Annotated in this window: 27 protein-coding genes and 1 other RNA gene; 13 read left to right on the forward strand and 15 right to left on the reverse strand. The window is 67.3% G+C overall.

All coding sequences use genetic code 11. The features are described from left to right. Nucleotides 1–171 precede the first annotated feature (171 nt). Both rnpB and rsmI read right to left on the reverse strand, forming a co-directional pair. An RNA gene (rnpB, locus tag VF651_11920) (RNase P RNA component class A) lies at nt 172–533 on the reverse strand. 26 nt (nt 534–559) lie between these two features. Beyond that, nucleotides 560–1,405: a 16S rRNA (cytidine(1402)-2'-O)-methyltransferase gene (gene rsmI / locus VF651_11925; GenBank protein ID HEX7966409.1), complete on the reverse strand. Its 846-nt coding sequence runs from the start codon at nt 1,403–1,405 to the stop codon at nt 560–562. 96 nt (nt 1,406–1,501) lie between these two features. Between rsmI and VF651_11930 the strand changes: the two genes are divergently transcribed. Genes VF651_11930 through VF651_11945 form a run of 4 tightly spaced genes read left to right on the forward strand, consistent with a single transcriptional unit; the run spans nt 1,502 to nt 5,774 of the window. After that, entirely contained in the window at nt 1,502–3,409 is a 1,908-nt protein-coding gene (locus VF651_11930) for a penicillin-binding protein activator (GenBank protein ID HEX7966410.1), read from the forward strand. Beyond that, nucleotides 3,406–3,780, forward strand: coding sequence for a YraN family protein (locus VF651_11935; protein HEX7966411.1), 375 nt, complete (start codon nt 3,406–3,408; stop codon nt 3,778–3,780). The genes VF651_11930 and VF651_11935 overlap by 4 nt, the downstream gene beginning before the upstream one ends. A 7-nt stretch (nt 3,781–3,787) precedes the next feature. After that, nucleotides 3,788–4,378, forward strand: coding sequence for a phosphoheptose isomerase (locus VF651_11940; protein HEX7966412.1), 591 nt, complete (start codon nt 3,788–3,790; stop codon nt 4,376–4,378). A 4-nt stretch (nt 4,379–4,382) separates the two neighbouring features. Continuing rightward, a complete protein-coding gene (locus tag VF651_11945; protein HEX7966413.1) occupies nt 4,383–5,774 on the forward strand; it encodes an FAD-linked oxidase C-terminal domain-containing protein in 1,392 nt (463 codons plus the stop codon). On the opposite strand, the gene VF651_11950 is transcribed toward VF651_11945, so the two are convergent. The 10 genes from VF651_11950 to petA all read right to left on the reverse strand — a co-directional run bounded on the left by VF651_11950 (nt 5,746) and on the right by petA (nt 13,011). Then, on the reverse strand, nt 5,746–6,354 hold the full coding sequence (locus VF651_11950) for a hemerythrin domain-containing protein (protein HEX7966414.1): 609 nt from the start codon (nt 6,352–6,354) through the stop codon (nt 5,746–5,748). The genes VF651_11945 and VF651_11950 overlap by 29 nt on opposite strands. Before the next feature lie 195 nt (nt 6,355–6,549). Continuing rightward, entirely contained in the window at nt 6,550–7,119 is a 570-nt protein-coding gene (locus VF651_11955; GenBank protein HEX7966415.1) for a hemerythrin domain-containing protein, read from the reverse strand. Between the two features lie 161 nt (nt 7,120–7,280). Further along, the gene (locus VF651_11960) at nt 7,281–8,006 is read right to left on the reverse strand and encodes a cyclic nucleotide-binding domain-containing protein (GenBank protein ID HEX7966416.1); all 726 of its coding nucleotides are present in this window, start codon (nt 8,004–8,006) and stop codon (nt 7,281–7,283) included. 103 nt (nt 8,007–8,109) lie between these two features. Continuing rightward, the gene (locus VF651_11965) at nt 8,110–8,601 is read right to left on the reverse strand and encodes an O-acetyl-ADP-ribose deacetylase (protein HEX7966417.1); all 492 of its coding nucleotides are present in this window, start codon (nt 8,599–8,601) and stop codon (nt 8,110–8,112) included. Further along, a complete protein-coding gene (locus VF651_11970) occupies nt 8,598–9,089 on the reverse strand; it encodes a DUF4442 domain-containing protein (GenBank protein ID HEX7966418.1) in 492 nt (163 codons plus the stop codon). Before VF651_11970 ends, VF651_11965 begins: the two co-directional genes overlap by 4 nt. A 40-nt stretch (nt 9,090–9,129) precedes the next feature. Next, a complete protein-coding gene (locus tag VF651_11975) occupies nt 9,130–9,537 on the reverse strand; it encodes a ClpXP protease specificity-enhancing factor (protein HEX7966419.1) in 408 nt (135 codons plus the stop codon). A gap of 58 nt (nt 9,538–9,595) precedes the next feature. Beyond that, a complete protein-coding gene (locus tag VF651_11980; GenBank protein HEX7966420.1) occupies nt 9,596–10,198 on the reverse strand; it encodes a glutathione S-transferase N-terminal domain-containing protein in 603 nt (200 codons plus the stop codon). 55 nt (nt 10,199–10,253) lie between these two features. Further along, complete coding sequence (locus VF651_11985; protein HEX7966421.1) at nt 10,254–10,979, reverse strand: cytochrome c1; 726 nt, start codon at nt 10,977–10,979, stop codon at nt 10,254–10,256. After that, complete coding sequence (locus tag VF651_11990) at nt 10,979–12,322, reverse strand: cytochrome b N-terminal domain-containing protein (protein HEX7966422.1); 1,344 nt, start codon at nt 12,320–12,322, stop codon at nt 10,979–10,981. Before VF651_11990 ends, VF651_11985 begins: the two co-directional genes overlap by 1 nt. A gap of 98 nt (nt 12,323–12,420) precedes the next feature. Further along, nucleotides 12,421–13,011 (reverse strand): ubiquinol-cytochrome c reductase iron-sulfur subunit, encoded by a 591-nt coding sequence (gene petA / locus VF651_11995; GenBank protein ID HEX7966423.1) that lies wholly within the window; start codon nt 13,009–13,011, stop codon nt 12,421–12,423. 168 nt (nt 13,012–13,179) lie between these two features. On the opposite strand from petA, the gene VF651_12000 reads away from it, so the two are divergent. Continuing rightward, nucleotides 13,180–14,289, forward strand: coding sequence for a trypsin-like peptidase domain-containing protein (locus VF651_12000; GenBank protein HEX7966424.1), 1,110 nt, complete (start codon nt 13,180–13,182; stop codon nt 14,287–14,289). Between the two features lie 144 nt (nt 14,290–14,433). Here VF651_12000 and murA read toward each other — a convergent pair whose 3' ends face one another. Next, complete coding sequence (murA, locus tag VF651_12005) at nt 14,434–15,693, reverse strand: UDP-N-acetylglucosamine 1-carboxyvinyltransferase (protein ID HEX7966425.1); 1,260 nt, start codon at nt 15,691–15,693, stop codon at nt 14,434–14,436. Nucleotides 15,694–15,716: 23 nt separating this feature from the next. Further along, a complete protein-coding gene (locus tag VF651_12010) occupies nt 15,717–15,923 on the reverse strand; it encodes a BolA/IbaG family iron-sulfur metabolism protein (GenBank protein ID HEX7966426.1) in 207 nt (68 codons plus the stop codon). Nucleotides 15,924–16,108: 185 nt separating this feature from the next. Between VF651_12010 and VF651_12015 the strand changes: the two genes are divergently transcribed. The 8 genes from VF651_12015 (at nt 16,109) to rapZ (ending at nt 22,334) form a co-directional block, all read left to right on the forward strand. Beyond that, the gene (locus VF651_12015; protein HEX7966427.1) at nt 16,109–17,086 is read left to right on the forward strand and encodes a KpsF/GutQ family sugar-phosphate isomerase; all 978 of its coding nucleotides are present in this window, start codon (nt 16,109–16,111) and stop codon (nt 17,084–17,086) included. Continuing rightward, nucleotides 17,087–17,581, forward strand: coding sequence for an HAD hydrolase family protein (locus VF651_12020; protein HEX7966428.1), 495 nt, complete (start codon nt 17,087–17,089; stop codon nt 17,579–17,581). Then, nucleotides 17,578–18,147: an LPS export ABC transporter periplasmic protein LptC gene (gene lptC / locus VF651_12025; protein ID HEX7966429.1), complete on the forward strand. Its 570-nt coding sequence runs from the start codon at nt 17,578–17,580 to the stop codon at nt 18,145–18,147. Before VF651_12020 ends, lptC begins: the two co-directional genes overlap by 4 nt. Continuing rightward, nucleotides 18,128–18,781: a lipopolysaccharide transport periplasmic protein LptA gene (gene lptA / locus VF651_12030; protein HEX7966430.1), complete on the forward strand. Its 654-nt coding sequence runs from the start codon at nt 18,128–18,130 to the stop codon at nt 18,779–18,781. The genes lptC and lptA overlap by 20 nt, the downstream gene beginning before the upstream one ends. Next, entirely contained in the window at nt 18,778–19,503 is a 726-nt protein-coding gene (gene lptB, locus VF651_12035; protein ID HEX7966431.1) for an LPS export ABC transporter ATP-binding protein, read from the forward strand. Before lptA ends, lptB begins: the two co-directional genes overlap by 4 nt. Before the next feature lie 132 nt (nt 19,504–19,635). Next, on the forward strand, nt 19,636–21,015 hold the full coding sequence (locus VF651_12040; protein HEX7966432.1) for an RNA polymerase factor sigma-54: 1,380 nt from the start codon (nt 19,636–19,638) through the stop codon (nt 21,013–21,015). 30 nt (nt 21,016–21,045) lie between these two features. Then, complete coding sequence (gene raiA / locus VF651_12045) at nt 21,046–21,369, forward strand: ribosome-associated translation inhibitor RaiA (GenBank protein ID HEX7966433.1); 324 nt, start codon at nt 21,046–21,048, stop codon at nt 21,367–21,369. Nucleotides 21,370–21,476: 107 nt separating this feature from the next. After that, complete coding sequence (gene rapZ / locus VF651_12050) at nt 21,477–22,334, forward strand: RNase adapter RapZ (GenBank protein ID HEX7966434.1); 858 nt, start codon at nt 21,477–21,479, stop codon at nt 22,332–22,334. 27 nt (nt 22,335–22,361) lie between these two features. Here rapZ and VF651_12055 read toward each other — a convergent pair whose 3' ends face one another. After that, nucleotides 22,362–23,567, reverse strand: coding sequence for a patatin-like phospholipase family protein (locus tag VF651_12055; protein HEX7966435.1), 1,206 nt, complete (start codon nt 23,565–23,567; stop codon nt 22,362–22,364). Between the last annotated feature and the right edge of the window lie 11 nt (nt 23,568–23,578).

A 23,578-nucleotide genomic window follows, 5' to 3' on the forward strand; every position in this document is an offset into this window, starting at 1 on the left:
TTTTCAGGCAAAAAAATCGTCGCAACAAAGCATTATCAATCAAACAGTTATAAATATGACCTTATGCAGGACATTAACAAAATTGGCGATTTTTTGCCCAAAACCCTCGCGAGATTAAGGGCTTGGGCAAGAAATGCCCATCCAAGACTGACTTGGGGTCAGAGAAGTAGAGAAAGGAGTCGGCCGGTAAGCCGGGTTCTGTCGTGGACAGCCATTCATCTGGGACGCGGATCACTCCGACGCCTCTAGCAGCCTACCCGGGAGCCGTGCGGACCGCACGTGCGGATCGCTCCGCCTGCTCCCCTATTTGGCCTTGCTCCGGGTGGGGTTTTCCGTGCCGCGGACGGTTACCCGCCGCGCGGTGCGCTCTTACCGCACCTTTTCACCCTTGCCGGCGCCCGAAGGCGCTTAGGCGGTATGTTTTCTGTGGCACTTTCCATGGGCTCGCGCCCCCCAGGCGTTACCTGGCACCCTGTCCTGTGGAGCCCGGACTTTCCTCAATGCTTGCGCACTGCGACTGCCTGGCCGACTCCGGGGGACATTATACGTCCGGGGTGAGCTACTTCTTCTTGCCGCTGAGCTCGAGCGCCTTCTGGTAGAGGGCATTCTTCTTGAGGCCGGTGATCTCGGCCGCCAGGGCGGCCGCCTGTTTCACCGGCAGCTCCGCCAGCAGGGTCTTCAGCACCCGTTCCGCATCCAGCCCGGCATCCGCCGCCGCCGCCGCGGCGCCTGCCACCATCAGCACCACCTCGCCCTTGCCCGCCGCCGGGTCCCGGGCAGCCCAGTCCGCGAGTTCCCGGAGCGGCGCCTCCCGCACCCCTTCGTGCAGCTTGGTGAGCTCCCGCGCCAGCACCGCCCTCCGTTCCTGTCCGAAGGCCGCGGCCATGTCCTGCAGGGATTCCTGCAGCCGGTGCACGGACTCGTAGAACACCAGGGTGCGCACTTCGCCCGCCAGCGCCGTGAGCCGCTCGCGCCGGGCCGCGGGCTTGGCCGGCAGGAAGCCCTCGAACACGAAGCGGTCCGTGGGCAGGCCGCTCACGGACAGCGCCGCCACCAGCGCCGAGGCGCCCGGCACCGGCGAGACGCTGATGCCGGCGGCGCGCGCCGCCCGCACCAGGTCGAAACCCGGATCGCTGATGAGCGGCGTGCCGGCGTCGGAGATGAGCGCCACCGACTCGCCCGCCTGGAGGCGCGGGATGAGCTGGGCCGCCCGCTCCGCCTCGTTGTGGTCGTGCAGGGAGATGAGCCGCGTCTTGATGCCGAAGTGCGCCAGCAGGTTGCCGCTATGGCGGGTGTCCTCGGCGGCCACCAGGTCCACCTCCGCCAGCACCTTGCGCGCGCGAGGCGAGATGTCCTCGAGGTTGCCGATGGGGGTCGCCACCACGTAGAGCACGCCGGAAGCCACGGGTATTCCTCGGTGGATGCCCGCCTGCGGGGCCAGGGCGGAAGGGGAAGGGTTATTATAAGTGTCCGCCCCATCCTGCAACGGAAAGCTGCATCCATGCAAGGCATCTTCAGGCTCACTGCCCGCCCGCTCACTGCGCTCATCCTGCTCATGCTCGCCGCCTGCGGCACCGCGCCCAGCCACGCGCCCACCGCCGGCGAGGCTTCGCAGTTCGAGCAGTCAGGGCGCTATGCCGAGGCGGCCGCGCTGGATGAGAAGCTGGCGGCCACGGCGCAGCCCGCGCAGCGCACCGAACTCCTGGTGAGCGCCGCCGAGAACTGGCTGCTGGCGGGCAACGCCGCGCGCAGCGCCGCGCTGGTGGCACAGATGCGCGAGAAGAGCCCCTACCCCGCGTTGGCCGCGCGCATCGAGCTGCTCAAAGCCGGCCTCGCGCTCGCCGATCACCAGCCCCAGGCCGCGCTGCCGCACCTCAAGTTCGCGCTGACGCCGCTGCCGCCGGAGCTGAAGGCACGCGCCCTGCTGCTGCGCGGCCAGGCGCACCTCGCGCTCGGCGACCTGCCGGCGACGGTGCAGGACTGGAGCGAGCGCGAGACCTACCTCGCGCCCGGCAGTACCGACGTGGCCGCCAACCGCAAGCTCATCTGGGACACCCTCACCGAGACCCACACGCCGGTGGACATGGCGAGGCTCCCCGCCACGCTCTCGCCCGTGACACGCGGCTGGCTCGAGCTCGCCGCCATCGCGCGGGTGAGCTGGCAGCAGCCGGACAAGTTCATGGACCAGATCCGGCAGTGGCAGGCGCGCTATCCGCAGCATCCGGCCCAGCAGCAGCTGGTGCCGGACCTCATCGCCAAGCAGGAGGCGCTCACCGCGTTCCCGCCGCGGGTCGCGGTGCTCTTGCCACTGTCCGGCAACTACCAGTCCGCCGCCGCCGCGGTGCGCGACGGCCTGTTCGCCGCCTACTACCAGCTCGGCGGCGCGCGTGCCCCCGCCATCACGCTCTACGACTCCGGCACCAGCGCCGCCAGCGCCGAGGACGCTTACCGCAAGGCGGTGGCGGACGGCACCGACATGGTGATCGGTCCGCTCACCAAGGACGCGGTGGCCGGCCTCGCGGCCCAGGGCTCGCTGCCGGTACCGGTGTTGGCGCTGAACTACCTCGACAACAACCGCGCCGGGCCTTCCGGCTTCTACCAGTTCGGCCTCCTGCCCGAAGGCGAGGCGGCCCAGGCGGCGGAACGCGCGGTGGCGGAAGGCCACACCCAGGCGCTGGCGCTCGCCTCCAGCGACGATTTCGGCGCGCGCATGTTCAACGCGTTCGCGGCCCGCTTCAGCGAGCTCGGCGGCACCCTGCTCGGCATGCAGACCTACGCCCCCGGCAGCAAGCCCGATGCCATCGGCGACCTCCTGTCCCAGAGCTTCGACCTGGACGCGAGCGTGGCGCGGGAGCAGCGGCTCGCCGCCACCTTGGGGACACGCCTGGAGTTCGAGCCGCGCCGGCGCCCGGACATCCAGTTCATGTTCCTCGCCGCCAGCGCCGATGACGCCCGCACCATCCAGCCGCAGATCGCCTACAACCACGGCGAGGACCTGCCGGTGTACTCCACCTCCAAGGTGTACGAGCTGGATGACAGCGTGGACAACACCCTGTTGAACGGCGTCACCTTCGACGACATGCCCTGGACCCTGGAGGAGACAGGCTCGGTGGCGGAGATGCGCGACACGCTGGCCAAATACTGGCCCGGTAACTTCGGCAACAACAGCCGCCTGTATGCGCTGGGTTTCGACGCCTACCGGCTGGTGCCCCTGCTCTATAACACCCGTACCATCGGCCAACCGCTGCAGGGCGTCACCGGCCTCTTGAGCCTCGACCCTGACGGCCGCGTGCACCGGCGCCTGGATTGGGCGCACTTCGACGACGGCGAGGTGGAACTCCTGGCACCCGTGGACCTGCCGGCCGTGGCGCCGGTGAGCCAGGTCCAGGCCCCGCCGCCGGCTCCGTGACCGGTCCACAGCATCTCGAGACGGGCCGCCAGGCGGAGCAGCGGGCCCTGGAGCTGCTGGAAGCCGAGGGCTTGAAACTCCACACCCGGAACTACCGCTGTCCCCAGGGCGAGCTGGACCTGGTGATGCAGGCGCCGGACGGCGCCTTGGTGGTGGTCGAAGTCCGCTACCGGCATGACGGCAGCCGCGGCACCGCCGCCGAGACCGTGGGCCACGGCAAGCGCCGCAAGCTCATCCTCGCTGCCCAGCACCTGCTCCAGAGCCGTCCGGAACTCAGGCGCCGGCCGCTGCGCTTCGACGTGGTGGCGGTGTCGGGAGCAGACGGGGCCGACGCGGTAGAATGGATACAGGACGCATTCCAGGCCGGTTGAGGGGACCATGAGCAAGCTCGAAGAACGCATAACGAGACAGTTCAATGACAGCATCGCCACCAAGCAGGCGGCGCTCCAGGTGCTGGTGCCCCACATCCTCGCGGCCGGCAAGCTCATGGCCGAGTCCCTGAAGCACGAAGGCAAGGTCATGGCCTGCGGCAACGGCGGGTCGGCGGCAGACTCCCAGCACTTCTCGGCGGAACTCCTCAACCGCTTCGAGCGCGAGCGTCCCGGCATCGCCGGCATCGCCCTCACCACCGACACCTCGACGCTGACCTCCATCTCCAACGACTACGAGTACAACGAGATCTTCTCCAAGCAGGTGCGCGCGCTCGGCCGCAAGGGGGACGTGCTGCTGGCGATCTCCACCAGCGGCAACTCGCCGAACGTGATGCGCGCCATAGACGCCGCCCACGAGAAGGGCGTGAAGGTGGTGGCCCTCACCGGCAAGGATGGCGGCAAGATGGCGGCCCAGCTCAAGGACGGCGACGTGGAGATCCGCGTGCCGGCCAAGGTCACGGCGCGCATCCAGGAGGTGCACCTCCTGGCGTTGCACTGCCTGTGCGACCTCATCGACGAACAGCTCTTCCCTTCCTGATCACGTGAAGCAGAACACGCTGCCCGCGGCCTTCCTCGAGCGGCTGGCCACGGCCGTCGGCGCCGACGACCTCTACACCGATCCCGCCGACCGCTGGCCCTACGGCTACGACAACAGCCGCCGCCACGCGCTGCCGGACGCGGTGGCCTTCCCCGCCTCCCATGCCGAGGTCCTGGCGGCGGTACGCCTGTGCAACGAGTTCAAGGTGCCGCTCACCACCCGGGGGCTCGGCAGCAGCACCACCGGATCGGCGGTGCCTGTGGCCAAGGGACTGGTGCTGGCGCTGGAGCGCATGAACCGCATCATCGAGGTGGACGGCGCCAACCGCGCGCTGGTGGTGGAGACCGGCGCCACCAACACGGCGGTGCAGGAAGCGGCGGCGGGCCACGGCTTCTTCTGGCCTCCGGACCCCACCTCCGCCGGCTACTCCACCGTGGGGGGCAACCTGGCCTGCGGCGCCGGCGGTCCTCATGCGGTGAAGTACGGCACGGTGCGCGAGAACGTATTGGGCCTGCGTGCGGTGCTGGGCTCAGGCCAGGAACTCACCGCCGGCGTCTACACCACCAAGGGCGCCATGGGTTACGACTTCACCCGCCTGCTCATCGGTTCCGAGGGCACGCTGGCGGTCATCACCGAAGCCACTCTCAAGCTCACTCCCAAGCCGCAAGCGGTACGAACCCTGCGCGCGGTGTACGCGGACATGACCGCGGCGGCAGCGGCGGTCTCGCGCATCATGGCCCAGCCCGTCACTCCCTGCGTGCTGGAGTTCATCGACGGCCCCTCCATCGGCATGATCCGGGGCTATGCGGGCAACGACCTGCCGGCGGAGGCCGGCGCCATGCTGCTGATCGAGGTGGACGGGCGCCCGGAGGAGCTGGACCAGGCGGCCGCGGCGGTAGGCGCCGCTGCCCAGGGCGAGGGCTGCATGGAGTTCCGCGCCGCGCGGGACGCGCAGGAATCGGCCGCGCTCTGGACCTCGCGCAAGGCGCTGTCGCCGGCGCTGCGCAAGATCGCCCCCAAGAAGATCAACGAGGACGTGGTGGTGCCGGTCTCACGCATGGCGGACTTCATCGCCCGCCTGGCAGAGCTCTCGAGGCAGTACGGCGTGCCCATCGTGAACTTCGGACACGCCGGCAACGGCAACATCCACGTGAACCTGCTTGTGGACCCGGAAGATGCAGCCCAGATGAAGAACGCCGGGCCCTGCCTGGAACAGGTGTTCCGCACCGTGCTGGACATGCGCGGCACCCTCTCGGGCGAGCACGGAGTGGGCCTGGAGAAGCGGCCGTTCATGGGGGTGGAGTTCGACGCCGCTACCCTGGAGCTGATGCGGCGCATCAAGCAGGACTTCGACCCCAACGGGATCCTCAATCCCGGGAAACTGCTTCCAGGCTGACCTGCGGTACCTCGGTGGTCTCGCCTTCCTCTGACATGAGGCGGTCGTAGAGGTTGTCGTAGCGCTTCAGTTCGCGGCTCTCCGTGTCCGGATCGATGGTCGCCCGGGAATGCCGCGCCACCTCCTGCCAGTCGTTCTTGGTCAACCAGCGGGCCGCGCCGGGCAGGATATCCACCTCCTCGCTGCGGATGTGGCTGGAATGTTCCGCGCAGTACGCGATCCCCAGGTCCTTGACGTGGCGGCGGGCCATCTCATCGCCGAGGCGGGCCCTGCGGACGTGGTGCAGCAGGCCGTCCTCCCGTTCGCCGAAGCCGCGGTGCTGGCCGGTCAACTGCGAGCACAGCAAGCGGTGCTCCGGGACATAATCCACCAGCTTGCCGAAGATCATCTCCTCGACGGGATGGTGGTTCACGCCGGGATAATCACGCATGTAGATGAAGGCATTGCGCAACAGCTTGAGGTTCGCCGCGTCCTGGATGTCTTCCTGGATGGCATCGAGCTGGAAGCGTATGAGTGTGAGCACCCGCTCCATGTTGCGGTGCCCGTCGGTGAGGCGGCGGCTGATTTCCTGATGCGGCATCTCGCGTCTCCTTGTCAACAGTGACCTGTGACGGAGAACGCGCGTTGCTACGGCGGATTGAGCGTCATGTCCGCACGCATGTCGGACACCTACACCCTACTCTCATTTGGGCAAGAGTGCCGTTTTTACCCTTTATGTCTAATAGAGACCTGGATTCAAGAAGTTACGTGCCCACCTTCCCCTGCAGCATGCGACTCAATGCACGTTGAAGTTCTTCGCCGCCGTCATGAGGTAGTCGTACAGGTTGTCGAACTGCCTCAGGTCGTTCCGTTCCAGGATGGGATCGATCATGACCCGGGACTGGTCCCCTATCTCTTCCCAGTCGTCCATGCTGAGGTAGCGAACCGCCTGGGGGAACACCTCCACTTCCTCGCTGCGGATGTGGTTGGCGTGCTCGGTGCAATAGGCGGTGCCGAGCTTCTTCACCTGGCGGCAGGCCTCGGCATCACCCCCTTGGGCGCTGAGGATGCGCCGCAACAGGGTCGCCTCGCGGCGGCGGAAGGACTGGTGCTGCTCGTGCAGGCGCGCACACACGGTGCGGGCAGCCGGGGCATGGGCCACCAGCTTGCCGAAGATGAGGTCCTCCACCGGGTGGTGGATGACGCCGGGATAGTTACGCATGTAACCGACCGCATTGGTCAGCAACTGGTAGGCCTCGGGGTCCTGTCCCTCGCGCAGCGTGTCCACCTGCAGGCGTATCAGGGTCAGCACCCGCTCCATGTTGCGGTGCGCATCGGTGAGCTCTTGGGCAATGTGCTTGTACATAAACGTGTCAGGTACTCTTTGCCCGGAGCCAAGGCCCAGGCACAGGCGCGGCGTGCTTGGCCGCACCTGATTCATTTCAATTCTTGTTCTCGTCCATGTACCCCAGGATACCCATCCGCGGCGGTCCAAATTGGGAACCGCTTCTCAAGACCGGAGATTCCCTATTTATGTCTGATGATCGTGTTCAGCCCGGACATGTCCAATACCTTGACGCCGGTCGCGGACAACTCGATCAACCCCTGTGCCTCGAGATAGGTGAGCACGCCCGTCACTGTCTCAGCCGGCACCCTAAGGTAATTACCCATGTCCTCGCGCGACATGGGCAGTTCGATCTGCGACGCGGAACGGTTGTTGATGCGGTTGCGATTGGAGAGGTTCATGAGCATGCCCACCACCCGCTCCTCCGCGGTGCTGTGGGCCGAGAAGGCCGCGCTGTAGACGCCGTCCTTGCTCACCAGGCGGAAGATCTGGCGGCGCAACCCTTCGCTGCGCTCCATGAGCCCGGTGAGGCTGGTGTAGGGCAGCGAGCAGACCGTGGAATCCGTGAGCGCGACCGCATGGAACTCGTGGCGGCGCGGATAGATGCCGTCGATCCCCACCAGCTCGCCCGCGAACAGGAAGCCGAGCACGCGCTCGCGGCCGGAACTGTCCACCCGGTAATTCTTGAAAGCGCCTGAGCGCACCACGTACAGCGACTGCAGCGCCTCGCCGAAGCGGAACAGGTGTCCCCCGGCGGGCACGGACGCCGAGCGCTCCACGATGCGCTCGAGGCTGCGCAGGTCCTCGGGTTCCAGGTTCCAGGGTTGGCAGGCCGGATGCAGGCTGCACACCGAGCAGGTCGGCAGGACAGGCGAAGATGTGTCAGAACCGGTCTTCTTGCGCTGCATCCTAGTCCTTCAGGCTATGCGGAGCGGCCCCGGGGCGCCGCCGTGCCGCAGTATAGCAGCGCGGTCCTTTGGTACCTCCCGGGTTTGACAGATTCCCGAGACTTCAGGCCGCCGATACATCCCGATACAGGCGTGCGTCCTCTGCGCTGAAACAGCAGGCCACGATGCGCTCGAAGCGGGCCTCGTGCTCACGCATCAGCGCAAGGGCGATGCGGGCCGCCTGTGGCTTGGGATAGCCGTAGACGCCGGTGCTGATGCAAGGGAAAGCGACGCTGCGTGCCTCCTGGGCCAGCGCCGCGCGGAAGGCGTTGCGGTAGCAGTCCTCCAGGAGGCCGGGCTCGCCGAGCGCCCCGCCCCGCCAAACCGGTCCCGGCGTGTGCACGATCCAGCGCGCCTTGAGGCGGAAACCCGGCGTGATGCGGGCCTCGCCGGTGGGGCAGCCGCCGAGCCTGCGGCAGGCAGCCAGGAGTTCCGGCCCCGCAGCCCGGTGGATGGCGCCGTCCACGCCGCCGCCGCCCAGGAGGCTCTCGTTGGCGGCGTTGACGATCACGTCCACGTCGAGCTGCGTGATATCGCCGTGGATGATCTCGATCATCTCTTCTTCGGCCGCCAGGCCCAGACAAACTCGCATTCGACGGTCGCTTCACCGGTCTCATCGGTGATCTTCACCGGCACGGCGATGTCGCCCTTCTCATCCCGGACGATACCGGCCCGCTGCTCGGGGCTGAGCCAGGCCTCGGCACGCAAAGCGCCCTTGGACTTCTTGATGTAACTGACACGCATGCTCTTCAGGATGGGCAGCTTGTCGTCAGGCACGCTCATGCCGAACACCGCGCCGGTAGCCGTCTCGCCCAACAGCGCCACCGCGGCCGCATGCACGGTGCCGATATGGTTCTGCACTCGCCGCCGGTTCGCGAGCCTGAGTACCGCGCGCGCCTCCTCCAGCAGCTCGAACTTTAGGCCCGCGGTGCGCACGAAGTGCACGGTTCCCCCGAAAGCCCAGGTGATGAGGGCGTAGCGCAGGCCCGGCGGCAAGGGATCGAAGCGGTGCACCAGGCGTGCGAGGCGATTGCGGTCTTGCATGTGAAATCCCCAAAAGGAAGCGGCCCGATGGGCCGCTGTTTCACTTGATTATCTTGAGGGTAGGCTTCTTACCGGCGCCCGGTTTCGGGCCCTCGTCGCCTCCCGGACGCGTGTCGCCGGCGGCGCCCATCTCGGGCTCTCCTTCCGCGTCGAACAGCATGCCTTGGCCGCTCTCGTGGGCGTACACCGCCAGGATCGCCCCCATCGGCACCCGCACGTGACGCGAGACGCCGCCGAAACGCGCGTCGAAGCTCACGAACTCGGGCCCCAGGTCCAGCGCGCTGGTGGCCTCATAGCTGATGTTGAGCACCAGCTTGCCGTCCTGGGCGTAGCCCGGCGGGATCTCCACGCCAGCCACGTTCACGTCCACCACCATGTAGGGCGTGGAACCTGAGTCCACGATCCACTGGTGCATGGCCCGGAGGAAATAAGGTTTGCGGGGAAGCATCTGCTAAAGGATAGCGCAGTCCGTCAGGAACGGGCTTTTTGACATAGCCCGTGCGGACTCAGGTAGGCCCGCGCATCTCGCGCTCGACGTCCGTCAAGCTCAGCTTGAACGCGGGCCGGTTGAACAGGCGCTCGGCGTACTTGTGGATGGACTTGGCTCCAGCCGGCAGGTCGATCTCGTAGCGCTGAAGGCGCCACAGGATCGGCGCGATGGAGCAGTCCACCAGCGAGAACTCGTCGCTGAGGAAGTAGGGTTTCACCGAGAACGCATCGGAGGCGGCCAGCAGGCTCTCGCGCAGCATCTTCTTGGCGCGGGCATGGGGCTTGCTAGGCGACTGCTCGATCTCGTCCACCAGCGAGTACCAGTCCTTCTCCACCCGGAACAGGGCCAGGCGGAAACGCGCGCGCGTCACCGGGTCCACCGGCATCAGCGGCGGGTGCGGGAAGCGCTCCTCCAGGTACTCCATGATGATGCGCGGGTCGTACAGCACGAGCTCACGGTCCACCAGCGTGGGCACGCTGTTGTAGGGATTGAGGTCGAGCAGGTCTTCCGGGAGCTTGCTGCCCTCGATGTTCACCACGTCCATGGCGATGCCCTTCTCCGCGAGCACCAGGCGCACGCGGTGGGAATGGGGGCAAGCGGGGCGGGAATAGAGGGTCATGGCGGGCCTTCGGAGTTGACGGACGCCGGGCGGTGGCCGCCCGGCGTCCTGGGGATCAGTGCACGTCCTTCCATATCTCGCGCTTCAGCATCACCGCGAACAGGAGGAACACGATCAGGAAACCAATGACCTTGAGGCCGAGGTCGCGGCGCTCGAGCTGCACCGGCTCTGCGACGTAGCTCAGGAAATTGGTGATGTCCATCGCCACCTGGTCGAACTGCTCGGGGCTGAGCTTGCCCTGGCTGAGCTGCTCGAAGTGGTCGAACGCCTGGGGACCGCCCTCGCCCTCGGACTTGAACACCGGCTTCTGCAGGCCCTGCAGCTCCCACAGCACGTTCGGCATGGCGGCGTTCGGCAGAACCAGGTTGTTGGCGCCGGTGGCGGAACGCGGGTCCACGTAGAAGGACTTGAGATAGCTGTAGATCCAGTCGGTGCCGCGGCTGCGGGCCGCAAGCGAGAGGTCCGGCGGCGTGCGGCCGAACCACTTCTCGGAGTCCTCGGCCGGCATGGCGCTCTGCATGGTGTCGGAGGGCTTGGCGCCCGCCGGCATCAGGTAGGTCTCCAACTGCGCGTCGTTGAGGCCGAGATCCTGCCCCAGGCGGTTGTAGCGCACGTACTGGGCCGAGTGGCAGCCCATGCAGTAGTTGGCGAAGTACTTGGCGCCGCGCTGCAGCGAGGCGGTGTTGTTGAGGTTCACGTCGGCCTTGAGCATGCCGGCCCCCTCGGCGGACGCGAGGGCCGGGGACAGCGCGAGGACCGCGATGCAGATCAGCTTCTTCATTAGTGGGTCACCCTTTCCGGCACCGCTTCCGGCTGGTTGAGCTTCTCGAAGAACGCCGGCAGCAGGATGAAGATCGTGCAGTAGGCCGCCGGGATCAGCCAGGAATACAGCTTGAGCCGCACCTCGTTCGGGTCCCAGCCGATCGCGTCGAACAGCGAGATCACGACCATGACGGCGGCGAACACCGCCAGCATGAAGCCGCGGGTGCGCGGCCGCGAGTACAGCCACGACACCACGAAGAACAGGAAGTACAGCTCGGCCATGCGCTGGCCGACCTGGGCCCAGAACGGCGTGGCGAGCTGCATGCCGATGTAGCCCAGCACCGCGAAGGTGATGCCGAACACGATCACCAGGCGCCGGTACAGGAGGCCGCGGTAGCGTAGCGACTTGACCGGGTTGCGGTCGATCCACGGCAGCAGGAACAGCATGAAGATCGCCGCGCCCATGGTGACGACGCCGGTCAGCTTGTCCGGGATCGAGCGCAGGATCGCGTAGAACGGCCCGAAGTACCACAAGGGGTGGATGTCGTCCGGGGTCTTGAGCGCGTTGGCCGGCTCGAAGTTCGCCGGCTCCAGGAACAGGCCGTTCATGGCCGGCGCGAAGAACACGATCGCGGCGAACACGGCGGCGAACACCGTCACGCCGACGATGTCCTTGACCGTGTAGTACGGATGGAAGGCGATGCCGTCCAGCGGGATGCCGTTCTTGTCCTTGTTCTTCTTGATCTCGATGCCGTCCGGGTTGTTGGAGCCGACCTCGTGCAGCGCGATGAGGTGGAACATCACCAGCCCGATCAGCACCAGCGGCACCGCCACCACGTGCAGAGCGAAGAAGCGGTTGAGCGTAATGTCGGAGATGTTGAAGTCGCCGCGGATCCACTGAGCGAGGCCCTCGCCGATGCCCGGGATGGCGCCGAACAGCGAGATGATCACCTGCGCGCCCCAGTAGGACATCTGGCCCCAGGGCAGCAGGTAGCCCATGAAGGCCTCGGCCATCAGGGTCACGTAGATGAGCACGCCGAAGATCCACAGCAGCTCGCGCGGCTTCTTGTAGGAGCCGTACATGACGCCGCGGAACATGTGCAGGTACACCACCAGGAAGAACATGGAGGCGCCGACGGAGTGCAGGTAGCGGATCAGCCAGCCCCAGTTCACGTCGCGCATGATGTACTCGACGGAGGCGAAGGCCTGGGCCGCATCCGGCTTGTAGTTCATGGCCAGGAAGATGCCGGTGATGACCTGGTTGGCCAGCATCAGCAGGGCGATGGAGCCGAAGAAGTACCAGAAGTTGAAGTTCTTCGGGGCGTAGTACTGGGAGACGTGCTTCTCCCAGAACTCGCTCATGGGGAAGCGCTCGTCGATCCAGTCGCGCAGGCCGTACAGCCAGCCGCCGGTGACGTCGATCAGATCGCGGTCGTTGTCTTCGCTGGTGATCTTGGCCATCACGCGGCTCCCTGGTCTTCACCCACGCGGATCACCGCGTCGGACATGAACTTGTAAGGCGGCACCTGCAGGTTGAGCGGCGCCGGGACGCCCTTGAACACGCGGCCCGCGAGGTCGTACTTGGAGCCGTGGCAGGGGCAGAAGAAGCCGCCCGGCCAATCCAGGCCCACTTCCGGGTCGTGGGGCTCGGGCTTGTACAGCGGCGAGCAGCCGAGGTGGGTGCAGATGCCCACCACCACGAACAGCTCAGGCTTGATGGAGCGGTGCTCGTTCTGGCAGTACTTGGGCTGCTGGTCTTCCTTGGACGCGGGGTCGCGCAGGCTGGGGTCGACCTTGGCGAGGCCGGCGATGGCCTCGGGGCCGCGCTGCACCACCCAGGTGGGCTTGCCGCGCCACTTGGCCTTCACCTGGCCGCCCGGCTCGATCTTGCTGACGTCGATGTCCACGGGACCGCCCAGGGCCTTGGCCCGGGCGCTCGGCTCCATGGAAGATACGAACGGCACGGCCGCCATCACGGCACCCACGGCACCAGCCACCACGGTGGCCACCGTCAGGAAGTGACGCCGGCTCTGGTCGATCTCGTCGCTCATTTACCCCGTCTCCTGATGTCTGGTCGTATAGCCGCCCGCCGTCTGGGGGACCTTTGCGGTCCTCGGATGGGGGATGCGGGCGGAAGGCCTTGAAAAGACGCCGCATTATACACAGCGGCTTCGCGGACCCGCCAGCCGCAAGGGGGTCCTGCGTGCTAGCGTATGCGCATGAAAGCCCTTGTCCGGCTGACGATTTTCCTGCTCCAGGCGGTTGTGGTGGGCCTGGCGGCGGCGTTCGTGGTGGTCTGGCTGAAGCCAGGCCTGCTCACGACCCGCGGCATCGCCCTGGGGGACGCGCCGAGCTCCTATTCGGAGGCGGTGGCGGCGAGCTCGCCGGCGGTGGTGAACGTGCACAGCGCAAGGCACGTGCGCGACAGCCGCAGCGCCAAGCCGGTACCCCGCTCCGGGCCGCCCGACCCCTATGCCCCCACCGGCCAGCTGGAGAACAGCCTGGGCTCCGGCGTCATCGTCAGCGCCGATGGCTACATACTGACCAACCTCCACGTCATCAACGGCGCCGACGCCATCCAGGTGGGCCTGCAGGACGGGCGCACCGCCGCGGCGCGGGTGGTGGGCGCCGATCCGGACACGGACCTCGCGCTGCTCAAGGTGGACGTGACCGGCCTCGAGCCGATCGAGCTCGGGCGTTCCGACGACCTCAAGGTCGGCGACGTGGTGCTGGCCATCGGCGACCCCTACGGCGTGGGCCAGACCGTGACCCAGGGCATCGTCAGCGCCACCGGCCGCAGCAAGCTCGGCCTCTCGACGTTCGAGAACTTCATCCAGACCGATGCCGCCATCAACCCAGGCAACTCCGGCGGCGCGCTGGTGAACGCGCGCGGCGAGCTGGTGGGCATCAACACCGCGCTGTTCTCCCCGAGCGGCGGGTCCAACGGCATCGGCTTCGCAATCCCGGTGAACCTCGCCAACGGCGTGATGCACCAGCTCATCGCCTATGGGCGGGTGCTGCGCGGCTGGCTCGGCGTCGAACCCCAGGACATCACCCCGGAGCTGGCACAGGCCTTCCGCCTGAAAGACACCCAGGGCTTCCTCATCACCGGCGTCTCACCCATGAGCCCGGCCTCGGCGGCCGGACTGATGCCGGGCGACGTGATCAACTCCATCGACGGGAACGAGGTGGACAACAGCAGCGAGGCACTGAACCGCATCGCCGCCAAGCCGCCGGGCACTGCGATCCGGGTGGGCGGCATCCACAACGGCAAGAAGTTCGACCTGAAGGTGACCGTGGCCGAGCGGCCCGGACAAAATGCCAGCTAAAAACCAGATATCAGACTCACGCTGATTGAAGCGAGAGATTTTGGTTTCTGGCTAGGCAAAAACGACCGAGCGCCCGGAGCGTACATTGAGTACGTGAGGAGCGCGAGGGAGTTTTTAACGACGCCAGAGACCAAAAGATCCGCTTCAATCGGGCACGCGGCGGATCTTGGCGCCTAGCTGACCGAGTTTCTCCTCGATCGTCTCGTAGCCTCTATCGATGTGATAGATGCGTTCCACCGTGGTCTCGCCCTGGGCCACCAGGCCCGCCAGCACCAGGCCCGCCGAAGCGCGTAGGTCCGTGGCCATCACCGGTGCCCCTGTGAGCTTGTCCACGCCCTCGCTGATGGTGGTGTTGCCCTCGAGCCTCAAGTTCGCGCCCATGCGCTGCATCTCCTGCACGTGCATGAAGCGGTTCTCGAACACCGTCTCGGTGATGGTGCCGGTGCCCTCTGCGGTGACGTTGAGTGCGGTGAACTGGGCCTGCATGTCGGTGGGGAAGGCGGGATAGGGCGCGGTCTTGATGGAGACGGCCTTGAGGCGCTTGCCGCGCATGTCCGCCTCGATCCAGCCGGGGCCCCGGGTGATGACGGCGCCGCTCTCCTCCAGCTTCACCAGCACCGCGTCCAGCAGGGTGGGGTCGGTGTCGCGCAGGCGCACGCGCCCGCCGGTCATGACGCCGGCGCAGAGGTAGGTGCCGGTCTCGATGCGGTCCGGCATCACGTCGTAGTCGGTGCCGTGCAGCTTCTTCACGCCCTGCACCGTGATGGTGTCGGTGCCCATGCCCTGGATCTTCGCGCCCATCTGGTTGAGGAACAGCGCCAGGTCCACCACCTCGGGCTCGCGGGCGGCGTTCTCGATCACGCTCTCGCCCTCGGCCAGCGCCGCAGCCATGATGAGGTTCTCGGTGCCGGTCACGGACACGGTATCCATGAACATGCGCGCGCCCTTGAGGCGGCCGGCCTTGGCGCGGATGTAGCCGTTCTCGACCTTGATCTCGGCGCCCATGGCCTCGAGGCCGGCGATGTGAAGGTTCACCGGGCGCGTGCCGATGGCGCAACCGCCCGGCAGCGAGACCTCGGCTTCGCCGAAGCGCGCCACCAAGGGCCCCAGCACCAGGATGGAGGCGCGCATGGTCTTCACCAGCTCGTAGGGCGCGCTGTAGTGCTTGATGGTGGAGGCATCCACCTCGACGCGCATGCGATCGTTGATGGTGACGCCGACGCCCATGCGGCCCAAGAGCTCGATCATGGTGGTGACGTCGTGCAGGTGCGGCACGTTGCCGATGTGGCTGGGCGTGTCCGCCAGCAGCGTGGCGGCGATGATGGGCAGGGTGGCGTTCTTGGCGCCGGAGATGCGGATCTCGCCCTCGAGCCTGCGGCCGCCGCTGATGAGCAACTTGTCCAAGACGTCCCCTTATATAAGGTGGGTCAACCCGCCCCGCCCTGCCGGCGTTCTTCCGGCGTGAGGGTGCGCAGGCTAAGGGCATGGATCTCGCGGCCCATGCGGGCCCCCAAGGTGGCATACACCATCTGGTGGCGCGCCACGGAGCGCTTGCCCTCGAACTCGGCCGAGACCACCAGCGCCTCGAAATGGGTGTGGTCCTCGCCGCTGACCTCGACTTGCGCCGAGGGCATGCCTTGCTGGATGAGGTCTTTGACTTCGGCGGGGCTCAAGAGCGTCTCGGGAGCGGCCCGACGGTGCGTCGGGAACGCAGATGATACGCGAAGCCCCTGACCGCCGGAATGGCGGTCCGGCAGGCCCGCGCGTCCAGCGTGTATCATGACCACCACCTTCCATCTATGAGGCCCTGAAGCCAGCCATGATCCCGGACCCCGCCGCCCTCACCCGCATCGCGCGGGAGGTCCTGGAGACCGAAGCCAGCGCGGTCAGCGCGCTCACGGCGCGCCTGGACGGCTCCTTCACCGAGGCCTGCCGCCTCATGCTCGCCTGCCGCGGCCGCGTGGTGGTGACCGGCATGGGCAAGAGCGGGCACGTGGCCGGCAAGATCGCGGCCACCCTCGCCTCCACCGGCACGCCGGCCTTCTTCGTGCATCCGGGCGAGGCCAGCCACGGCGACCTCGGCATGATCACCGGCGAGGACCTGGTGCTGGCGCTCTCCAACTCCGGCGAGACCAGCGAGCTCGTCACCATCCTGCCGCTCATCAAGCGCCTCGGCGTGAAGCTGATCGCGCTCACCGGCAAGCCCGGCTCCAGCCTCGCCAAGACCGCCGACGTGCACCTGGATGTGAGCGTGGCGCGCGAGGCGGACCCCCTCAACCTCGCGCCCACGGCCAGCACCACCGCGGCGCTGGCCATGGGCGACGCGCTGGCCATGGCGGTGCTCTCGGCCCGCGGCTTCACCCACGAGGACTTCGCCCGCTCCCATCCCGGCGGCAGCCTGGGGAGGCGCCTCCTGCTCCGGGTCGAGGACATCATGCACAAGGGCGAGCGCGTCCCCTCCGTGCCCCTCGGCACTTCCCTGAGCCAGGCGCTGGTCGAGATGACCCGCAAGGGCCTGGGGATGACGGCGATCGTGGACGCAGGCGGCAAGGTCGCCGGCATCTACACCGACGGCGACCTGCGCCGCACCCTGGACAAGCAGGTGGACGTACACAAGGCCAAGGTCGACGAGGTGATGACCCGCGACTGCACCACCGCAGCCCCCGACATGCTGGCGGGCGAGGCGCTGCATATATTGGAGAGCCGCAAGTTCAACGGCCTGCTGGTGGTGGACAAGGGCGGGAAACTGCTGGGCGCGCTGAACATGCATGATCTCCTGAGAGCAGGCATCGTCTAGATGGACCTGAGAGAGAGAGCAGCCCGTATCAAGCTGGTGGTGTTCGACGTGGATGGCGTGTTCACTGACGGCAGCCTGTACTACGGTCCCGGCGGCGAGGAGCTCAAGGTCTTCAACGTGCAGGACGGCCAGGGCGTGAAGCGCCTGCTGGCCGCGGGCATCGGTGCGGCGGTGATCTCCGGGCGCGACTCGGCCGCGGTGACGCGCCGCATGCGCGACCTCGGCATCACCCACGTGTTCCAGGGCGACGAGGACAAGCTGCCGGTGCTGGAACGCCTGCTCAAGAAGCTCGGTCTCACTCTGGAGCAGGCCGCCCACGTGGGCGATGACCTGCCGGACCTGCCGCTGTTCCAGCGGGTCGGCCTGGCCGTGGCGACGGCGAATGCCATGCCGGCCCTCAAGGCTGCCGCCCACCACGTCACCGCCGCCGGCGGCGGGCGCGGGGCGGTGCGCGAGGTCTGCGATCTCCTGCTCACCGCCCAAGGGCACGCATGAACCTGCGCCTGACCACCCTGGTGCTGTTCCTGGTGGCGGTGGCGGTCGGCACCGTGTGGCTGCTGCGGGAGACCGAGCTGCAGGGCCTGCAGGGCGAGCGCCCCAAGACCCACAAGCCCGACTACTACTTCACCGACGCCATCGTGACGAGCCTGGACCTCAAGGGCAAACCGGCTTCCGAGCTGAAGGCGCCGCGCATCATCCACCATCCGGACGACGACAGCGTGGAGGTGTTCCTGCCGCGCATGCGCTACTTCACCAAGCAGGGCGAGCCCTGGTATGCCGAGGCCGACCACGGGCTGGAGCCGAGCGGCGGCAACCTCGTATACCTGGACGGACACGTGAAGATGACCCACCATGACGAGCATGGCGGGCCGCCACTCGTGATAGACACCGACCACCTCACGGTGGACCTGCAGACCAACGTCGCCACCACCGACGACCCGGTAGCCATGGTCAAAGGCGTGAGCCACATGACCGGCACCGGCATGGACGGCTACATGCAGGACAATCGCATGGTGCTGCGCACCAACGTCAAGGCTTTCTATGTACCCAGCAAACCGTAAGCCGCTGCTGCTCGCCGTCTTCGCCGTGGGCCTCTTGGCCGCCGGCGGCGCCTGGGCGCTCAAGACCGACAAGAACCAGCCCATCAACGTGCAGTCGGACCACGGCGACTTCCGCAGCGACCCCAAGGACAACAGCCGCGGCACCGGCATCTACACCGGCCACGTGATCATCACCCAGGGCAGCATCGTGCTGACCGCCGACCGGGCGGTGCTGCATATCGTCAACAACGAACTGAACAGCGCGGACGTGACCGGCGAGCCCGCCACCTTCGTGCAGCAGCCGGACCAGGGCGCGCCCATGAACGGGGAGGCGCGCGAGATCACCTACGACGCCGGCAAGAACGAGATTGTGCTCATCGACAACGCGCGCCTGAGCCAGGCGGTGGGGGATGCCGCCGGAGCCGGCAAGCATGGCGAAGCCAAACCCGATGACATGCCTGGCGAGCGGCTCATGACCGCCGACCGCATCCGCTACAACACCGACACCCAGCGCGTGATCGCCAGGGCCGGCGACGACGAGCAGCGGGTGCACATCAGCTTCCCGCCCAAGACCGCCGCGCCGGCCCCCTCCACCGCGGCCAGACCCGTGAAGCCCGTCCCGGCCGCCGCCACCCATGCAGGAACCCCGCCGTGAGCACCCTGAAGGCCGAGAACCTGGTCAAGCGCTACCGCCGCCGCGAGGTGGTGCGTGGAGTGTCGCTGGGGCTCGAACGCGGCGAGGTAGTGGGCCTGCTCGGCCCCAATGGCGCCGGCAAGACCACCCTGTTCTACATGATCGTGGGGCTGGTGCCGGCGGACGGCGGCAGCATCACCCTGGATGGGGAGGACCTGACGAAGCTGCCGGTGCACGCGCGCGCGCGCCTGGGGCTGGGCTATCTGCCGCAGGAAGCCTCGGTGTTCCGCAAGCTCACGGTGGAGGACAACATCCTCGCCATCCTCGAGACCCGCTCGGACCTCGGCCGCAAGGACCGCAAGCAGCGGCTGGAGGAGCTCCTGGAGGAACTGCACATCAGCCACATCCGCGACGGTCTCGGCATCTCGCTGTCGGGCGGCGAGCGGCGGCGCGTGGAGATCGCGCGCGCGCTGGCGGCGGACCCGGCGTTCATGCTGCTGGATGAGCCCTTCGCCGGCGTGGACCCGATCTCGGTGATCGACATCCAGCGCATCATCGACCACCTGAAGGCACGCAACATCGGCGTGCTGGTCACGGACCATAACGTGCGGGAGACGCTCGGGATATGCGGCCGGGCATATATCATCAACGCCGGCCAGGTGATCGCGGAAGGTACTCCCGACAGCATCCTCGCCAACCAGGAAGTCCGTCAAGTCTACCTAGGCGAGAATTTTCGGCTATAACTTAAGCATGGTCCTCGGATTGCTTATCACCCCCCCAAGCATGGGGCGGGTGCGGTCTTCTCCCCCCTCCAGAACCGGGGGGGTCTGCCCGGACAAAGTCCAGGGTCATGCGGCACAAGGGGGTCGTGTCGCGTGAAGCCGACCCTCGTCCTGCGACAGACCCAGAGACTGAGTCTCACTCCCGAACTGCGCCAGGCCCTGGGATTGCTGCAGCTCTCCGCCATGGAGCTCTCCGCGAAGGTGCGGGAGGCCCTGGAGGGCAATGTGCTGCTGGAGCGCGAGGACACGGCCACGCCGGAGCCTGAGGCCGGTTCGGCCGCGGAGACCGAGCCTCAGGTGGACTGGGACAGCGCCGCCGGCAGCCGTGAGAGCGCCGGCACCTGGGACGATGAGACCGACGACTTCGAGTCAGCCGAGCGCGGCGGCCAGAGCCTCAAGGAATACCTCCTGTGGCAGCTCGAGCTCGCACGCATGAGCGCGCGGGACGCCGCCATCGGCGCCGCCATCATCGACTCGCTAAACGACGACGGCTACCTCACCGAGCCCCTCGAGGACATCCGCCAGTCCCTGGCGGACAGCGACGAGGCGCCGGAAGCGGACGAGATGTACGCGGTGCTGCACCGGGTGCAAGCCTTCGACCCTCCCGGCATCGCGGCCCGCGACCTCAAGGAATGCCTGCTGCTGCAGCTGCGCCAGGGCGACAAGACCGACCCGGTGCGCGCCCTCGCCACCGCACTCGTCACCAGCCACCTGGAGAGCATCGCCGCCCGTGAGCACGTGCGCCTGTGCCGCCTGCTGGGCGTGGAACGCACCGCGCTGGACACGGCCATGGAGCTGATCCGCGAGCTCAACCCGCGCCCTGGCGCCGCCATCGCCGGCAGTCCGGTGGACTATGTGGTGCCGGACGTGCTGGTGAGCCGGCGCGGCAGCGGCTGGTTCGTGGAACTCAACCCCGAGGCGGTGCCGCGCATCCGCGTCAACGCCGCCTACGCAGCGGCGCTCCACCGCGGGGGCGACGGCGGGGACCTGGCCCAGCAGCTGCAGGAGGCGCGCTGGCTGGTGCGCAGCATCCGCATGCGCAACGAGACGCTGCTGCGCGTGGCGCAGAGCATCGTGCGCAAGCAAGGCGGATTCCTGGCGAACGGCGACGAAGCCATGCAGCCGCTGCTGATGAAGGACCTGGCGCAGGAACTGGAGCTGCACGAGTCCACCGTCTCGCGCGTGGTCGCGAACAAGCACATGGCGACGCCGCGCGGCAGCGTGGCGTTCCGGCACTTCTTCTCCGGCGAGCTGCCGGCGGACGATGGCGGCGCGTTCTCCGCCACCGCCATCAGGGCGATGATCAAGAAGCTGGTGGCGCAGGAGGATCCGCGCCGCCCGATGAGCGACAACCACATCACCAAGGCCCTCCTGGACCGCGGGGTTCACGTGGCCCGGCGCACGGTGGCGAAATACCGTGAGGCCCTGACCATCCCCCCGGCCCACGAGCGCAGACGCCTCGATCAGGGGTAACAGACAGACGACGACCAAGAGGAGATGCACATGAAGATAGACGTTACGGGACACCACGTGGAGATCACCGATGCGCTCCGCACCTACGTGCAGAACAAGTTCGAGCGGCTGGAGCGCCATTTCGACCACGTCACCGGCATCCATGTGGTGCTGACCGTGTCCAAGCTGGAACACCGGGCCGAGGCCACGCTCAACGTGAGCCGTGCCAAGCTCTTCGCCGATGCCGTGGAGGCGGACATGTACGCCGCCATAGACAGCCTGGTGGACAAGCTCGACCGGCAGGTGAAGAAGCACAAGGAGAAGCTCTCCGGCCACAGCGACCGGGCCTCGGTGCGAAACGCCGTCCCCGGCTAGATATCCCTTAACCCCGAGTGGAGCAAGCGGCGTGGTGATCCCACGCCGCCCTTCTTTGTGCCGGCCGCAGGCGCCACGCCCGTGCCGAAAATGTATAGAATCTGCCCATGCGTCTCGTCATCCTCAGCGGCCTCTCCGGTTCCGGCAAGTCTGTGGCGATCCACATGCTGGAGGACCTGGGCTACTACTGCGTGGACAACATCCCGGCCGGGCACCTGCAGAGCTTCGTGCGCGAGACCCTGCTCACCGGCGACCCCGCCTACCAGCGCATGGCGGTGGGCGTGGATGCCCGCAACCGGACCGAGGACATCCGCGCGGTGCCCCAGACAGTCAAGAAGCTCAGGTCCGACGGCATCGAGTGCGAGATCGTGTTCCTGCACGCAGACGACACGGTGCTGCTGAAGCGCTACGGTGAGAGCCATCGCCCCCATCCGTTGGCCGGCGAGGGCCGCTCCCTCAAGGACGCGATCCGTGCCGAGCGTGAACTCCTGGGCCCGCTGGCCGACGAAGCGGACATGGTGCTGGACAGCTCCCGCACCTCGGTGCACGAGCTGCGCGAGCTGGTGCGGGCCCGCATCCACCGCGAGAGCCGCCAGGCATTGTCGCTCCTGTTCCAGTCCTTCGGCTTCCGCCACGGCATCCCGGGGGACTCGGACTTCGTGTTCGATGCCCGCGGCCTGCCCAACCCCTACTGGGAACCCACCCTCAAGATGCTGTCCGGCCGCGACCTGGCGGTGGCGAAGTACTTGGACAGCCACGAGCCGGTGCGCAAGTTCGTCGCGGACATCGAGGGCTTCCTGGAATACTGGATCCCCAAGTTCGAGTCCTCCAACCGCCAGTACCTGACGGTCTCCATCGGCTGCACCGGCGGCTACCATCGTTCCGTATATGTGGTGGAGAAGCTGGCGGAGCACTTCCGCGCACAAGGCCGCGAGGTCCTCACCAAGCACAACGAGTTGAAGTGACCGGCGCCAGATCGGCGCCACCAAGACCTATTCTTTACGCCGCTGTATTCCTGTCAGCTCATCCGCCGGCGTGGCGGGATTCTGCTCCACAGGGCGCCCCTCGATGAAGGCCAAGAGCTTGTCCGCCTGGGCCTGGGCGTCGCGTACGCCGAGGTCGATGAGGTCGCGGCAGTACTTGCCCTCGAACAGGAGGTAGCTCAGCAGCTGGCTGCCGCTGCGGTTCAGGCCGCCGATGCCGCGCAGCAGGAAGCGCACGCTGCGCGGGAATTCGCGCTTGTGGCGCTGGGCGATGTCGCGGATGTCCTCGCTAGGGGTGATCACCAGGGTATCGATGACCTTCAGCGGTTGCTGCTCTCCGTCCTTGAGGCGGGTGATGGTGTTGTTGATGCGCTGCAGCCGCTCCAGGTCGCCGTAGATGCTGTCCATGAACAGCGTGTCCAGCAGGTAGCCCGCGATCTGGCCGAGGGAGGGATAGGCCACCTGCTCCTGCTCCAGCGGCAGGCGGTTGGGCTGCTCGTTGCGCAGCGCGATCACCAGCACCCGCTCGGCACCCAGGTGCACCACCGGACTCAATGGCGCGGACTGGCGCATGGAACCGTCACCGAAGTACTCGCGCCCGATACGCACCGCGGGGAAGATCACCGGCAGCGCCACCGAGGCCATGACGTGGTCGAGAGTGATTTCCACCGGCTCGCCAAGGCGGCGCGCCCGGTGCCAGGGTTGCAGGTCCTTGCGCCCCTGGAAGAACGAGATGGACCGCGCCGAGGTGTAGCCGGAGACGGTGATGGCGAGCGCGTCCAGGGCAGCCCCGTCGATGGCCTCCTCCAGGCGCGCGAAGTCGATGTGCTCCGCGAGCATCTCGCGCAACGGCGCGTTGTCCAGGATCGAGATGGGGTTGTGCCGGTCCATGCCGCCCGAGAGCAACGTGAAGATCCAGCGGGCGCTGGTCCTGAGCGCCGTCAGCGCGCCGGTCTTGAACACCTTCTCGCTCTTGATCTCGCGCCACACGTGGTCGAGGTAGGCGACGCCATGGCGGAAGTTCTGGGCATGGCAGGCGATGAGCGCGGCGTTGATGGCACCGGCGGAGGTGCCGGAGATCACCGGGAAGGGCAGCGCCGCGTCCTGGGGCAGGAGCTCCGCCAGGCCCTTGAGCACCCCCACCTGGTAGGCGGCGCGGGCGCCACCGCCGGGCAGCACCAGCCCCACTTTCGGTCGCAGGCCGGAGGTATTCAAGCGCGCACGTC

The organism is Gammaproteobacteria bacterium, from assembly GCA_036383255.1.
In the GTDB taxonomy this organism is placed as follows: domain Bacteria; phylum Pseudomonadota; class Gammaproteobacteria; order Natronospirales; family REEB76; genus DASUBN01.